The sequence below is a fragment of the Nocardia takedensis NBRC 100417 genome (genome assembly GCF_000308695.1).
GTDB classification, from domain to species: Bacteria; Actinomycetota; Actinomycetes; order Mycobacteriales; family Mycobacteriaceae; genus Nocardia; species Nocardia takedensis.
The window spans coordinates 1-12,784 of the sequence record NZ_BAGG01000108.1 but is presented as its reverse complement, the minus strand read 5'-3'; the positions used below and the strand labels follow the sequence as shown (position 1 = coordinate 12,784).

Below are 12,784 nucleotides of genomic sequence, written 5' to 3'. Positions count from 1 at the left end.
GTCGATCAGGCGCGCAGCGCCACGGCCGCCTCGGCGGTGTAGACGAGGAACTGCAAGCTCTGCTGGAAGTACAGGTCCACGGTGTCGGCGTTGTGCGCGAGATAGCCGATGGACACGTCCTGCCCGATCTGGAGGTCGAAGTCGCCGCCGCGGGTGGTCAGCACGAACGCGCCGTCGATCGCGGGCGCCCAGATGATCTGGCCCTCGGGGATGAGGCGTTCGATGTGGGTGCGGATCGGGTGCCCGTGGTCGGAGGTCTCGCTGACCGCGGTGTACAGATCGGCGCTGAGCAGCACCGAGTACGGCCCGTCGACACCGGCCAGACGCAGCGCTGTCAACGCCTGGGTGACCGCCTCCGGCACCAGCTTCGGGTCCTCGGGCAGGGCGATCGGCGGATTGGACGAGGCGGCCCGCACACCGGTGATCCCGGCCGCGGCGTAGCCCTCGAAGATCGCGCGGTCCTCGGCGAAGGCGATCCGGCGCGCGGCGTCCTTCACCGCGTCCAGGTCGGCGTCCTGCGCGCCGCGTTCGACGTTGTCGAGTTCCTCGCGCGAGAGCGAGAACGGCACCCGTAGCTCCACCAGGGGCGCGACCAGGCGCTGCCGCGCGAACACGCCCTGATCGGGCGCGGCGATGGGGGTGGTGCGGCCGAGGCCGACCGCCGAGTAGTCGGTGCCGTGCGGGCCGGACAGGTCCACGACGCGGCGGCCCGCGATATGCCGTTTGAACGTGCGGGTCGCCTCCTCCTCGATCGCCGCCCAGGCTTCCTCGGTGATCGGCGCGAGATCGCGATAGAGGTTGTTCATTGCCTGCTCCCTTTCAGAGTGCCGATGCCGAGTGAACCGTTGCCCGCCGCCCCGACCGATTCGGGGACCGGAACCGTGTCCGCGCCGACCCGGGCCGGCGCGTCCGGCAGGTCGTCGAAGAATTCGGCGGACGGGGTGAAGAACAGCGTGCCGGTGACCGCGATCGAGAAATCCAGGATGCGGTCGTAGGCGGCCTCGTCGGTGCCCACGAACATCCGCGAGAGCATGGTCTCGGTGACGCTCGGGGTGGCCGCGTAGGCGATGTAGTAGGTGCCGAACTCGCCGTCGGCCACACTGCCGAAGGGCATGTTGGCGCGGGTGATCTGCCGTTCGTTGCCCTGTTCGTCCACGACGGTGTTGACCGCGACGTGCGAATCCGCGGGTTTGTCCGCGTCGGAGAGCTCGAAATCGTCGAGTTTGGTGCGGCCGATGACCCGCTCCTGCTCCGCGACCGACAGCGCCCGCCATTCGGCCATCCGATGCAGGTATTTCTGCACGACCACGTAACTGCCACCGGCGAATTCGCGATCCTCGTCGCCGATCAGCGTCGCCGCGACCGCCGCCGTGCCCTCCGGGTTCTCGGTGCCGTCCACGAAGCCGAGCAGATCGCGCTGCTCGAAATAGCGGAAGCCCACGGTCTGGTCGATGATCGTGGCCGCGCCCGCGAGGCGGTCGCCGATCGTCATCGCCAACTCGAAGCAGACGTCCTGGAATTCGGATTTGATGTGGAACAGCAGATCGCCGGGCGTGGACGGGGCCGTGTGGTGTGTGCCGACGAATTCGGGCAGCACGTGCAGTTCGGCCGGTCGGGGACCGCTGAACAGCCTGTCCCAGGCGTCGCTGCCGATGGAGGTGTTGCACACCAGGCCCGCGCCGGGCATCCGGAACCCGACCGAACGCCGCAGACCGGGCAGATCGCCCAGCAGATCGCGCACCGTCTGCTCGCCTCCCGCGTCGATGGTGGCGACGAGGAAGATCGCGGCGGGCGTGAGCGGTTCGAGGATCGGCTGCGGCTCACCCATGATCGACAGCCTAGAGGTTGGCCCGACCCGCCCGGCATCGGCGCGGCGTGTCGACCTACTTGGCGACGGTCAGCAGGAAGGCCACATCGTCGATGGCCTTGACGCTGTGGCGCGCCTTCGGGACGACCAGCAGGTCGCCCGCCGAACCCTTCCACTCGTTCGTGCCGCTGATCAGGGTGAGGGTGCCGCTGATGACCAGCAAGGTCGCGTCACCGGCGTTGTCGTGTTCGGCCAGGCTCTGACCGGCGGTCAGACCGACCACGGTCTGCCGTAGGGCGTGGGCGTGACCGCCGAACAGCGTCTGCGAGCTGCGCCCGCTGGTGGCGGTGGCGGCCAGTTTGAGCTGTTGGCGAGCGACCGCGGTCAGCGATTTCTTGTCCATTGATCGCCTTTCGCATCACATCCGCCGGTGCAGGGCTGGTGTCACCGGCCGATATTCACCGAGTATGCCCGACCGGCGAATTCCGCGGGCCGGTTCGGGCGGCTCGCCCGCTCCCGCGATCAGCGCGTGTAGCGGCGGAAACGGAATCGTGTCCCGGAATCGGAGACGCGCCACGGCGGCGGCGCGTCGGCGTGCCACTCGGGGCCGATCCCGGGGGCGTGCGTATCGCCCGCGATCTCGGCGTCGATCTCGGTCACCCGCAATTCGGTCGCGAATTCCATGGCGGCGCGGTAGATTTCGCCGCCGCCCGCGACCCACACCGGGTCCGCGCCGGTCAGCGCTAGGGCCGCGGGCACCGAACCCGCCCGTTCGGCCCCCTGCGCCGACCACCCCGGATCACGGCTGACCACGATATTGCGTCGCCCGGTCAGCGGCCGGAAACGCGGCGGCAGCGAATCCCAGGTGCGTCGGCCCATGACCACCGGGTGCCCCATCGTCAATTCCTTGAAGAAGGCCATGTCCTCGGGCACCCGCCACGGAATGCCGTTGCCCTCGCCGATCACGCCCGCCGAAGTCTGCGCCCAGACCAGTCCGACGAATTTCACACGGCCACCGGGGCTTTGATCCCGGGGTGGGGGTGGTAGTCCTGAACTTCGACATCGTCGTACTGGTAGTCGAACAAACTCTCGGCCCGCTGCAACCGCAGCGTGGGAAATGGGCGCGGATCACGGCTGAGTTGTAGCGCGACCTGGTCGCGATGGTTGTCGTAGATGTGGCAATCACCGCCGGTCCAGATGAATTCTCCGGGCTCGAGATCGGATTGCTGGGCAACCATCTGGGTGAGCAGTGCGTAGCTGGCGATATTGAACGGGACACCCAAGAACAGATCCGCACTGCGCTGGTACAGCTGACACGACAGCTTGCCGTCAGCGACGTAGAACTGGAACAGGACGTGGCAGGGCGCGAGAGCCATCTTGTCCAACTCGGCCACGTTCCAGGCGGAAACCAGCATTCGTCGTGAGTCGGGATCTTTGCGCAGGGTGTCCAATATGTTCTGGATCTGGTCGATGTGTCCATCGCCGCCGCGTGTGGGCCATGAGCGCCACTGCACCCCGTATATGGGGCCGAGGTCACCGCAGTGATTGGCCCATTCGTCCCAGATGGTAACGCCGTTTTCCTGTAGCCAACTCACATTGGAGTCGCCTTGCAGGAACCACAGCAATTCGTACACGATCGACTTCATGTGCACCCGCTTGGTGGTGACCAGCGGGAATCCCTTCGCCAGGTCGTAGCGAAGTTGGTGGCCGAAGATGCTGCGCGTGCCCGTCCCGGTGCGGTCGCTCTTGGGAGTCCCGGATTCCGTCACCAATCGAAGAAGGTCCTCGTATTGGGTGTCGACGGTCTGGGTGTCGGCGCTCCTAATAGGGCTATCGATTGTACTCCTCACGCCGCGAGTTTACGTCTTGCCTTGTTGGGATGCGTGTGGTGGGAGCAACGACACGGAACCAACGTCCTGGCCGACCGATCGATGACCGCGCCTGGCAAGCTTCCGGCCATGCGTGAGCTCTACGTGATCGGCATCGGCGCCGGCGATCCCGACCAGGTGACGATGCAGGCGGTCAAGGCCATGCGCCGGGTCGAGGTGTTCTTCGTGATCGGCAAGGGGAGCGAGAAGCAGGAGTTGGTGGACGTGCGCACGGCCGTCCTCGACGAACACATGGACCGCGCCTACCGGGTGGTGGAGATCCCCGATCCGCCCCGCGACCGCACGCCCGACGATTACGCGGCGGTGGTGCGCGACTGGCACGATCGGCGCGCGGCGCTGCTGGCGGCGGCGTTCGCCGAGGTGGAGGGTGTCGGGGGCATTCTGGTGTGGGGTGACCCGTCGCTCTACGACAGCACCCTGCGCATGGTGGAGGCGGTGCGGGCGCGCGGCGTCGAGTTCGACTACACGGTGATTCCGGGCGTCACCAGCGCGCAGGCCCTGGCCGCCCGCCACCGGATGGTGCTGCACCGCATCGGCGAACCCGTGCACATCACGACGGGGCGGCGGTTGCGCGAGCAGGGGTTGGGGGAGTCGGCGCTGGTCATGCTCGACGGTGAGTGCTCGTTCACCGAGGTGGAAGGCGCGGACGTGCGCATCTGGTGGGGCGCGTACCTGGGGATGCCCGACGAGGTGTTGATCGAGGGGCCGCTGCGCGAGGTGGAGGCGGAGATCCTGGCGACGCGGGCGCGGTTGCGGGCCGAGAAGGGCTGGATCATGGACATCTATCTGTTGCGGCGCGGCTGAGTCCGTCGGCCGCGCGGCGGCTGTGTCGGGCTCTCGGGCCGCCGAGCCCGTCCATCGGCCGTCCCGTGTCGCTCGGCGACCGCATCCTTCGGCAGTGCCGAGGGTGGGGCGAACCTCGCTGTTTCGGGCGGCGATCTGTCGGTACCTGCGGGTAGCCTGACATCCGTGCCCGAACTACCCGAGGTGGAGGCGTTGGCGCAGTTCCTGCGGGAGCACGCGGTCGGCGCGGTGGTGGGGCGTGTCGACGTCGGAGCGCTCAGCGCGGTCAAGACCTTCGACCCGCCGGTGACGGCGCTGTCCGGACGCGATGTCACCGGGGCGGGCCGGTGGGGGAAATTCCTGGGGATGGAATGCGGTGATCTGTGGCTGATCACGCACCTGTCGCGCGGCGGGTGGCTGCGCTGGATCGATGAACCCAGTCCGACGCCGCCCCGGCCGGGCGGAAAGAGTCCGCTGGCGTTGCGCGTGCATTTCTTCACCCCCGAAGGCGCGACGCCCGCGTTCGATCTCACCGAGGCGGGCACAAAGAAACGGCTCGCGGTCTACGTGGTGCACGAGCCCGCGCAGGTGCCCGGGATCGCGCGGTTGGGCCCCGACGCGCTGGAGGTCACCGAGTCGGCCTTCGCCGAACTCCTGCACGGCGCCTCGCAGCGGCTCAAGACCGCCCTGGTCGATCAGACGCTGATCGCGGGGATCGGCAACGCCTATTCCGACGAGATCCTGCACGCGGCGAAACTGTCCCCGTTCGCCAATACCGCCACGCTCTCGGCGGAGCGGACCGCCGAACTGTACGAGGCGATGCGGGCGATCCTCACCGACGCCGTGACGCGCTCGGTCGGGCAGGACGCCGCCCGCCTCAAGGGCGAGAAGCGTTCGGGGATGCGCGTGCACGCGCGCACCGGTCAACCGTGCCCGGTCTGCGGCGACACGGTGCGCGAGGTCTCCTATGCCGAGCGGTCTTTCCAGTACTGCCCGACCTGCCAGACCGGCGGCAAGATTTTGGCCGACCGCCGGATGTCGCGGCTGCTGAAGTAGCTCAGGTCAGGCTCGGCACGCGGATGTCCTGCCAGACCAGTCGCGCGGTCCGGTCGGGGTCGTTCTCCAGCCGGGTCGGGCTGTCGATGATCAAGGTGGTGCGACGCGCCTCGGTGTAGGCGGGCCAGGACGGCAGCGGCGTGCCGGTGCGCGCGAATTCCAGCCAGTTGTCCTGGAACTGCCTGGTCACCGCGGCCAGTCCGCGCGCGCCGCCCGCAGCGGTGATCGCCCGGCCCAGCGGCGATTCACCCGCCCCGAACACGGGGATCAGGTCGGTGGCGTGGGTGGCCCCGACTCCGGCCAGGTGCAGGGCGCGCGGCGCGAAATCGTAGCGGTAGGCGTAGGTGGGGGCGTGGCGGCTGTGGCCGTTCATCGCGATCACCGAGGGACGCCAGAAGATGTAGTCGCCCCCCGCGCGGATCGCGGCCTTGGCGCCCGGGAACCCGGGGTAGGCGGCGTGCACGCGGGCCTCGACCTCGGGTCCGTACTCGGCCAGTGCCTTGTGCAGGCGTTCCGGGCGGGTGGGCAGTTGGTCGGCGAAGCGCGCGAACAGCGCGCCCTCGTCGCGACAGGTGCCGATGATCAGCGGAATCCGGTGCGCGGTGCCCTCGGCCATCGCCTCGAGCGGCGCGCGCGGCAGGAAATCGCCGTCGACCACGGGCACCGCGGGAAACAGACCGGGCCGCTCGCGCAGGACAGCGCCGATCGTGCGGGTCACCGCCTTGCGGATGTCGTTGGCGCTCGCGTCCGACAGGGTGTCGGCGGCGTTGTCCGCGGACGCGCCCAGTTTCTCGACGCAGCGCCGGGCGAAGATCCGTGCCTCCTCCGCCGAGAGGATCCAGTCGGCGGGCGGGCTCTGCGCGATGGCGCGATGGAACAGGCCCTCGGCGGCCGGGGTGGCCAGCAGCGACAGCACCGCGTTCGCGCCCGCCGACTCGCCGAAGACGGTCACGTTGTCCGGATCGCCGCCGAACGCGGCGATGTTCTCCCGCACCCAGCGCAGCGCGGCCACCTGATCGCGCAGACCCAGATTCGATTCGAATGGGCGATCCGGCGTGCCGAATTCGCTGAAGTCGACGTAACCGAACGCGCCCAGACGGTAGTTCAGCGACACCACGATCGCGTCACCGCGCACCGCGAGCCGCGACCCCGAGTACAACCGCAGCGCGGAGGTGCCCATGAGGTATCCGCCGCCGTGGATGAACACCAGCACCGGCCGCGGTGTCGAGGCGGCTTGCGCGGGCGCGGTGACATTGAGTGTCAGGCAGTCCTCGCTGGTCGGCTGGAATTCGCGCGGGCCGATGCGCGCACCGGAGCGATGCTGCATCGAGGCGTAGCGGAAGGCCGTGGCCTCGCGCACCCCCGTCCACGGCCGCACCGGCTGCGGGGCGCGAAAGCGCAGGTCGCCGACGGGTGCGGCGGCGTAGGGCAGGGAACGCCAGCGAAGAACGCGGCGGCCCCGTGATCCGCGGACGACTCCGTCGGCGGTCGTGATCTCGGTCGTTGCCACCATCGTTCGATGGTACTTACGACCGCCGCGCCTCCAACAGGCGCAACCAGAATTCGCTGACGGCCGGGTAGGCGGGCACCGCGTGCCACAACGTCTCCAGCGGAACGCGCCCCACCACGGCGACCGTCGCCGCGTGCAGTTGCTCGCCGACGTCGGGACCGACGAACGTCGCGCCCAGCAGCACGTCCGCGTCCCGGTCGATCACCAGCAGCGCGTGTCCGGCGTAGTCGTCGCGGGCCAGCGCCGACCCGGCCACCGCGATGTCGAGGCCCACGGTGTCGACGGTGTGTCCCGCGCGGCGCGCCGCCTCCTCGGTCAGCCCGACGGAGGCCACCTCCGGATCGGTGAACACGACCTGCGGGATGCCGCCGTGATCGGCGGAGGCGGTGAACCGCGGGCCGTCGAGCGGACGGCCATCGGCGCGCGCCGCGATGACGTCGCCGCAGACCCGCGCCTGGTATTTGCCCATATGGGTCAGCGCGATCCGGTGGTTGACGTCGCCGACCGCGTAGAGCCAGTCGCCGTCGACCCCGGTGGCGGTCAGGTGGTCGTCCACCTCGACGTAGCCGGACGGCAGGCCGAGGGTGTCGAGGCCGAGTTCGGCGGTGGCCGGACCGCGCCCGGCCGCCACCACGATCTCGTCGGCTTCGAGGGTCTGCGCGTGCGCGCCGGTCAGTTCGACGGTCACCGGGCCGCCGTGGATATGTCCCTCGCCGGTGTCGGCGACGTCCGGGCGCGACACGGCGGACGGTTCGGTGTCGAACAGCAGGCGTACGCCCGCCTCGGTGAGTCCCGCCGCGACGCGCTCGCGCGCGAAAGGTTCCGTCGCGGCCAGTAGGCTCGCGCCGCGCACCACCAACGTGACCCGCGCACCCAGCGAACTCAGCCAGGTGGCGGCCTCGCAGGCCACCACGCCGCCGCCGATGATCACCACGCGACCGGGGACCTCGTGCAGGTTGGTGGCGTCGCGGGAGGTCCACGGCAGCGCGTCGCGCAGCCCGGGAACATCCGGGATGTTGGCGTGCGTGCCCGTCGCCAGCACCACCGCTTCGCGGGCGCGCAGCGTTCGGCCGTCGACCTCGACGAGTCGTTCGCCCGCCAGTCGCCCGGTGCCGCGGATCACCCCGATGCGGTTGTCGCGGGCCCACTGGACCTGGGAGCTGTCGTCGTGATCGTGGACGAAGGAGTCGCGGCGGGCCAGCACGGCGGCGACGTCGAGGCCCCGCGCGCTCACCCCCGGCATGTTGCGGGCCGCGGCCAGCACGTGACCCGGCCGCAGCAGCGCTTTGCTGGGCATGCACGCCCAATACGAGCATTCGCCGCCGAGGAGTTCCCGCTCCACGATCGCCGCGGTGCGGGCACTGTTCGCGATCGCGTAGGCGGCGGCGTTCTCGCCCGCGGGCCCACCGCCGATCACGATCACGTCGTAGGTGTCGGCGGGGACCGGCGCCGTCACTGCAAGTAGCCCTCGACCTGGCGCGGCGAGCTGACCTGGGCGTCGTCCGGTGACGCGCCCGCGTCGATGCGGGCCCGCCGCTGCCGCAGCAGATCCCAGCACTGATCCAGCATGACCTCGAGTTCGGCCAACCGCTGCCGCTCGGTCACCGGATCCACCTCGCCCGAGCTCGCCTCGGACCGCAGTTTGTGCTCGTCGTCGACCAGTTGCTTGATGCGTGCCAGGATGTCCTGTTCGGTCATGTCGACCATGCTACGACCGCGCGGAGTCGGTGGCGGCGTGAACTCCGGCGGCGGGGGTGATCGCGGCGGGGTGATCTTCGGCGGCCAGGCAGGCGACCACGTCCGGGACGGCCCGCCGCAGGTCCGCGAGGTCCGTGGCGCTGTAGCCGAGGGTGATGCCGAAAATGTGCGGGGGATGCCCGGGCAGGTGGTGGCGGGTCAACCCGTCCATGGCCAGGCCCGCCGACCGCGCGGCGGCGACCACGCGTCCCTCGGCCTCGCGGGACGGCAGCGGCACGACCAGGTGCGAGCCCGCGTCGTCACCGAGGAAGTCCAGCCCGTGCGCGCGCAACGCCGACACCAGCAGTTCTCGGCGCGGCGGGAGCAGGCGGCGCAACCGGCGCAGGTGCCGCGACAGGTCGCCGGTGCGGGCGAATTCGATGAGCACCCGTTGGCCCGCCGGACTCGGGCCGGTGCCGGTGCGGGACCGGTGCTCGAGCACCGCCTCGGCCACCCGGGGCGCGGCCACCAGCCAGCCCACCCCGAGCGCGGGGGACAGGATCTTGCTCGTCGTCCCTAGGTGGACGACCACGTCGGGAGCCATCGCCGCCAGCAGCGGCAACGGCGCGGTGTCGTAACGCAGTTCGCCGTCGTAGTCGTCCTCGATGACGAGAACGCCCGTCCGCCGGGCGAATTCGACCAACTCCACGCGGCGAGCCGCGGGCATCCGCGCGCCCAGCGGGAACTGATGGGCCGGTGTGCAATACACCGCCGACAACCCGTCGGGCAGCAAGTCGACCCGCAGGCCGTGCGCGTCGACGGGGATCGGGAGCACGGTGGCGCCCGCGGCCTCCAACGCGCCCGCCGCCCGTGGATACCCCGGATTCTCCAGCGCGACGGTGTCGCCGGGGCGCAGTAGCGCGGCCGCCAGTTCGCCCACCGCCGAACTGGTTCCGGCGGTGGCCAGCACCACCGTGTCGGCGCCCGCGCCGAGTCCGCGGTGGCGCAAGAGGTGTTCGGAGACGGCGGCGCGGAAATCCACCTCGCCGCCGCGATCCTTGCGGGTCGGCGGCGCGATGTCGGCCGCCGCCCGCCAGGCCCGCCGCCACGCGGCCCGGTCGATCGCCTCCACGCACGGCGCGCCGGGGAACAGGTCGAGCAGGTCGGCCGCGATCTCGGGTTCAGGGCCGCGTCCCGGCGGGGCAGGGGGCGGCGCGGGCGCGGTGGTGAGGTAGGTGCCCGAGCCGTGCCGACCGGTGATCCAGCCCTCCGCGTGCAACTGATCGTAGGCGGCGGCGACCACCGTCCTACTGACGCCGAGTCGCCGGGCCAACGCCCGCGAGGAGGGCAGTCGGTCGTCCACGCGCAGCACCCCGGACCCGGCCGCCGCGCGCAGACCGTCCGCGACCTGCACCGACAGCGGTTCGGCGCGGGTCCGATCGAGGACGAGCGGAAGGTCGTCGAGCACGGTGGTCACCGCCGGTCACGAGAAGTGGACTGCTGAGATTGCCGTTCAGTGGCTCTTCGATCATGCCATTCGCTGCCGGAAGCTGGAACCATGACCACGAGCGCCACCCGCCCGCCCCTCTCGCCGACCCCTAGAACCACCCTCACCCGTAGCCGTGAACGCGGCAGCGCCGACCGCGCCGATCTGGACGCCGTGCTCGACGCCGGCCTGATCTGCCACCTCGGCGTCCTGCACGCGGGCACGCCCCTGGTCGTCCCCACCGCCTACGGTCGCGACGGCGACACCCTCTACCTGCACGGCTCCACCGGTGCGGGCAATATGCGCGCCGCTCTGGACGGCGACATCTCGATCGCGGTCACCCTGGTCGACGGCGTCGTCTACGCCCGCTCCGCCATGCACTTCTCGATGAACTTCCGCTCCGCCGTCGTCCGCGGCCGCGCCGAAGAGGTCACCGACCGCGAACGCCGCGTCCACGGTCTGCGCGTCATCGTCGAACACGCCGCCCCCGGCTCCTGGGACCGCGTCCGCGAACCGAACAAGAAAGAACTCGCCGCCACCGTCGTCCTCGCCCTCGACCTCACCGAAGCCTCCGTCAAGCTCCGCACCGGCGGCCCCAAGGACGACGCCGACGACATCACCACCGGCGGAGTCTGGGCCGGCGTCCTCCCCCTCCACCAATCCTGGGGCACCCCCATCCCTTCCCCCGACCTCGACCCGGGAATACCGACCCCACCCGAAGTCCTCCACCGCTGAACCCACCACCAAGCGCTGGAAAGTCGTTTCGAGGAATGAGAATTCGACTATCCGGCTGTGTACCGGCCGCCTGTGGCCCGGTCGCGGGACGTGGCGTCACCACCAGCGGACGGGTAGGGCCAAGGGGGCCAGGGCGGTCTCGGCGGCGGTGCGGAGGGCGGCGGAAGTGGGGAAGAGGTCGGGGTCCAGGCCGACCAGGGACAGGATGTGGTCGGGGCCGAGGCGGCACAGGTAGCCGGACAGGCGGGTGCGGGGGAGGGTGGTGAGTCCGGGGTGGATGGCGCGGGCGGCGACTCCGGTGCAGCGGTGCGGGCCGAGAGTGGCGATGGAATCGGGCAGCGGGCCGATGTTGGAGCAGAGGATGTCGCGTTCGCCCGCGCCCGCCGACAGGGCGGCGGCCCAGCGGTCGGGGATGACCTGGAGTATCTCCTCCGGCATGCCGCCGGGGCTGGTCATGCGGTGTTCGTAGGCGGCGCGGGCTTTTTCGCGCAGGGTGACGGGGGTGTCGTCGGGGGTGATGTCGGCGCGGGTCATGGCGAGGTCGTTGTCGACGCGAGGTTCCGCGCGGGTGTCGACGGGGAGGCTCGCCTCGATCGGGACACGCGGATGACCTGCGGCCCAGAGGGTCTGGGCGACGATCCAGAGGAACAGGCTGTTCGCGGTGCCGGGCGCGGCGGCGGATTCCCAGGCGACGGCCTGGCATTGCAGTACCACGCCCGTCGGTCGCGCGGCGGCGGTGGCGCGGCGGGTCGGCGGGCGTTCGGGATTGGACGGAACCCCCTGTCGCAGTGCGCGAACCGTTCCGCGCAGCACCGTCGACCACTGGCGTCGGGCGTCGGCCCAGTCCGAGGTCGGCGGCGGACCGGGGATCGGTGCGGTGCGCCCGAGTGAGCGCAGCGCCTCGTCGGCCGCGATGACCAGCGCGCGCCCGTCGGCGAGCGCGTGCGAGCAGGTGAGGCTGATCACCGTGCCGCCGTCGTCGAGGTCGGCGGCCGAGAGTCGCCAGCCCGGACCGTGTTCGGGGTCGAGGTCGGCGGCGGTGGTGTCGGCCCAGTCGAGCAGATCGGCCACCGGGAGGACGCCGTCCGCGCGGGCCGGTGGGTGCGCGCGAGTGCTGGCCCGCCATCGTCGGCGCGCGCCGGGAACGGCGGGGCGGACGACGCGCCGTCCGAGCGGCCCGGTGCGCAGGGCGGTGTGCACGGCCGCGAGCAGCGCGGAGTCGACGCGTTCGGCGGTGCGCCACAGGCCTTGCAGCGCGATCGGGGTGCCGAAGCCGCGGTGGGTGCGCAGGAAGATGTCGTCGACGACGCTGAGACGGTCGGTCACGACCGGGCCGCGCCGTGCCTGCCCGCGCCCTCCGCGAAGGAGCGCGCGCCGTCCAACGCCCCGTCGGCCAGGGCGGCCAGACCGTGGCGCAATTCGTTGGCGATGGCCGCGGGCTCGTCCAGACTCCACTGCTCCAACGCGGACAATCGGTCGGTGCGCAGGCAGGTCTGCGGCAGTTCGGCCAACCGCGCGGCCAGTTCCTCGGCGGCCCGGCGCGCGTCGCCGACGGGCACGACCCGGGTCACCAGTCCGATCGCCAGCGCTTCGTCCGCGTCGACGGCCCGCCCGGTGAGGATCAGATCCATCGCGCGACCGTGGCCGACGATTCGCGGCAATCGCACGGTGCCGCCGTCGATCAGCGGCACGCCCCAGCGCCGGCAGAAGACGCCGAAGGTGGCGTCCCGCTCGGCGACGCGCAGATCGCACCACAGCGCCAATTCCAGTCCGCCCGCCACGGCGTAACCGGACACGGCGGCGATGACGGGTTTGGACAGGGTCATCCGGGTCGGTCCCAT

General features: G+C 70.9%; 14 protein-coding genes. 3 read left to right on the top strand and 11 right to left on the bottom strand.

The genetic code is table 11. The features are described 5' to 3' along the window. Positions 1–5: 5 nt before the first annotated feature. From ON30_RS23180 to ON30_RS23160, 5 genes are all read right to left on the bottom strand, one after another. Positions 6–806 (bottom strand): family 1 encapsulin nanocompartment shell protein, encoded by an 801-nt coding sequence (locus tag ON30_RS23180; protein ID WP_040710102.1) that lies wholly within the window; start codon positions 804–806, stop codon positions 6–8. Continuing rightward, positions 803–1,828, bottom strand: a complete 1,026-nt coding sequence (locus tag ON30_RS23175) for a Dyp-type peroxidase (protein WP_040710101.1) — start codon at positions 1,826–1,828, stop codon at positions 803–805. Before ON30_RS23175 ends, ON30_RS23180 begins: the two co-directional genes overlap by 4 nt. A 55-nt stretch (positions 1,829–1,883) precedes the next feature. Beyond that, on the bottom strand, positions 1,884–2,210 hold the full coding sequence (locus ON30_RS23170) for a cupin domain-containing protein (RefSeq protein ID WP_040710099.1): 327 nt from the start codon (positions 2,208–2,210) through the stop codon (positions 1,884–1,886). A 119-nt stretch (positions 2,211–2,329) separates the two neighbouring features. Next, on the bottom strand, positions 2,330–2,815 hold the full coding sequence (locus ON30_RS23165) for a dihydrofolate reductase (protein WP_040710097.1): 486 nt from the start codon (positions 2,813–2,815) through the stop codon (positions 2,330–2,332). Further along, complete coding sequence (locus tag ON30_RS23160) at positions 2,812–3,657, bottom strand: thymidylate synthase (RefSeq protein WP_373282621.1); 846 nt, start codon at positions 3,655–3,657, stop codon at positions 2,812–2,814. The genes ON30_RS23165 and ON30_RS23160 overlap by 4 nt, the downstream gene beginning before the upstream one ends. Before the next feature lie 108 nt (positions 3,658–3,765). Between ON30_RS23160 and cobF the strand changes: the two genes are divergently transcribed. Together cobF and ON30_RS23150 are read left to right on the top strand one after the other, a co-directional pair. Further along, positions 3,766–4,500, top strand: a complete 735-nt coding sequence (gene cobF / locus ON30_RS23155; protein WP_040710095.1) for a precorrin-6A synthase (deacetylating) — start codon at positions 3,766–3,768, stop codon at positions 4,498–4,500. Positions 4,501–4,665: 165 nt separating this feature from the next. Continuing rightward, complete coding sequence (locus ON30_RS23150) at positions 4,666–5,535, top strand: Fpg/Nei family DNA glycosylase (RefSeq protein ID WP_040710094.1); 870 nt, start codon at positions 4,666–4,668, stop codon at positions 5,533–5,535. A gap of 1 nt (position 5,536) precedes the next feature. Here ON30_RS23150 and ON30_RS23145 read toward each other — a convergent pair whose 3' ends face one another. From ON30_RS23145 to pdxR, 4 genes are read right to left on the bottom strand one after another with little or no spacing between them, the layout of a single operon-like run. Continuing rightward, positions 5,537–7,048 (bottom strand): carboxylesterase/lipase family protein, encoded by a 1,512-nt coding sequence (locus ON30_RS23145; protein ID WP_040710092.1) that lies wholly within the window; start codon positions 7,046–7,048, stop codon positions 5,537–5,539. A 13-nt stretch (positions 7,049–7,061) separates the two neighbouring features. After that, complete coding sequence (locus tag ON30_RS23140) at positions 7,062–8,501, bottom strand: dihydrolipoyl dehydrogenase family protein (RefSeq protein ID WP_040710090.1); 1,440 nt, start codon at positions 8,499–8,501, stop codon at positions 7,062–7,064. Then, positions 8,498–8,743 (bottom strand): DUF2630 family protein, encoded by a 246-nt coding sequence (locus tag ON30_RS23135; protein WP_040710116.1) that lies wholly within the window; start codon positions 8,741–8,743, stop codon positions 8,498–8,500. Before ON30_RS23135 ends, ON30_RS23140 begins: the two co-directional genes overlap by 4 nt. Positions 8,744–8,753: 10 nt before the next feature. After that, positions 8,754–10,199, bottom strand: coding sequence for a MocR-like pyridoxine biosynthesis transcription factor PdxR (gene pdxR / locus ON30_RS23130; RefSeq protein ID WP_245554177.1), 1,446 nt, complete (start codon positions 10,197–10,199; stop codon positions 8,754–8,756). Positions 10,200–10,280: 81 nt separating this feature from the next. Between pdxR and ON30_RS23125 the strand changes: the two genes are divergently transcribed. Next, positions 10,281–10,943 carry a pyridoxamine 5'-phosphate oxidase family protein gene (locus tag ON30_RS23125; protein WP_040710088.1) on the top strand — a complete coding sequence of 221 codons (663 nt, stop codon included), beginning with the start codon at positions 10,281–10,283 and terminating at the stop codon, positions 10,941–10,943. A gap of 96 nt (positions 10,944–11,039) precedes the next feature. Here ON30_RS23125 and ON30_RS23120 read toward each other — a convergent pair whose 3' ends face one another. Both ON30_RS23120 and ON30_RS23115 read right to left on the bottom strand, forming a co-directional pair. Then, positions 11,040–12,269, bottom strand: coding sequence for a hypothetical protein (locus tag ON30_RS23120; RefSeq protein ID WP_040710086.1), 1,230 nt, complete (start codon positions 12,267–12,269; stop codon positions 11,040–11,042). Beyond that, the coding region (locus tag ON30_RS23115; RefSeq protein WP_040710084.1) for a crotonase/enoyl-CoA hydratase family protein at positions 12,266–12,784 on the bottom strand (519 nt) is incomplete at its 5' end. The genes ON30_RS23120 and ON30_RS23115, both read right to left, overlap by 4 nt.